Raw genomic sequence first — 1,410 nt, 5'->3', positions numbered from 1 at the left:
CAGTCTGTTCAGCTCCATAACCAGATGATTTTGAGCCTATCGCCAGATGTGCTGGATACCGTTATTTTCTATGGAGAAGACATTGCCGAATTAAGCCAACTTGCTAGTCAAATGTTCCCAATAGGTCACGTTTTCTACTTCAAGAAAACAGCTGACGAGGACCAATTTGAAGACCTAGTCAAGCAGGTCAAGGAAAGACTCGGTGCCAATGACCAAATCTTGCTCAAAGGCTCTAACTCCATGAATCTAGCCAAGTTGGTAGAAAATCTAATGTAGTTTAGTGATTTTCATATGAAAATGTAGATTTCAAATCAGTGCATTTCTGCAATACAAATGATATAATAGGTTGCGAATTTAAGACGCAAGTGTTCTATGCATGTCATAGAATCAAGTTTTTTCAAAAAATTTAAAAGCTGGAGAAAGTGAATTTTTTACTGCCTCTAGCTAGATGAACGAGGAATAGAATATGAATTTGTGGGATAAATTATTTACCACACAGATATCAGAACCGCCCCAGTTTGAACTTCACTGGTACATTGGTTTGTTATGTTTATTGGCTCTTACTTTCTATGCTTCTTATCGTTTTCGCGACAAAGTAGCTTACCAGCGTTTTATTCAGATCCTTCAGTCTGTTCAACTGATTGTTTTGTATAGCTGGTATTGGGGCAATCTCATGCCCCTATCAGAAAGTTTACCCTTCTATCATTGCCGTATCGCCATGTTTGTGATGCTCTTGATTCCAGGAACATCCAAGTACAAACAGTACTTCGCCCTTTTAGGAACTTTTGGAGCAACAGCAGCACTAGCTTACCCACTTTTTGATCCCTACCCATTTCCACACGTGACCATTTTGTCCTTCATTATCGGACATGTTGCCCTTTTAGGAAATGCGCTCCTATACTTGTTTAGAAACTATCAACCTTCCCTTCTTGATTTGAAGAATGTGGCGGTGATTACCTTCGCCTTAAATGGCTTGATATGGGTTGTTAACTTAGTTGTAGGTGGAGATTATGGATTTTTAAACAAACCACCACTTGTTGGAAGTTTTGGCCAGCCCTTAAATTATCTCATTGTTTCGACTGTTATCGTGATAGCAATTCGCTTAACAGGGAAATTAGTAGAAAATTTTTTACAACAAAAATCGGAAGAATTTATTCAAGAGAAGATCTAAAATGATCTTCTCTTTTTTGGATTTTTAAGAAACAGAAAGGAAATTGTGAACGTTAACTTCAAATAATCTCTTAGAAGAAGAATTTTTCTAGAATTTTCTCAAAAAACATGCAGGAATTTTATCAAAAACTAAGCACGATTGGATTTTTTGTGTTATAATATTCTTTGAATAGCTATGCCCAAACATAGTTATTAAATAGAAGTGAGAAACTTGGAAGACAGAGAGGATGCGATGTAATG

General features: G+C 36.7%; 1 protein-coding gene and 1 pseudogene. Both read left to right on the top strand.

Going from position 1 to position 1,410, the window contains the following annotated elements; translation table 11 throughout:
* Window positions 1-276: pseudogene (locus GMD6S_RS09120) on the top strand (UDP-N-acetylmuramoyl-tripeptide--D-alanyl-D-alanine ligase); the annotation flags it as partial.
* Window positions 277-466: 190 nt separating this feature from the next.
* Window positions 467-1,171, top strand: coding sequence for a YwaF family protein (locus GMD6S_RS09115; protein ID WP_001055268.1), 705 nt, complete (start codon window positions 467-469; stop codon window positions 1,169-1,171).
* Window positions 1,172-1,410 lie beyond the last annotated feature (239 nt).

The organism is Streptococcus sp. GMD6S (assembly GCF_000297015.1).
This window is presented reverse-complemented; position numbering and strand designations above follow the sequence as displayed.

What these genes read in the sequence shown, in the direction of transcription:
- GMD6S_RS09115 (WP_001055268.1), top strand. Translation starts at nt 467, where the DNA reads ATGAATTTGTGGGATAAATTATTTACCACACAGATATCAGAACCGCCC.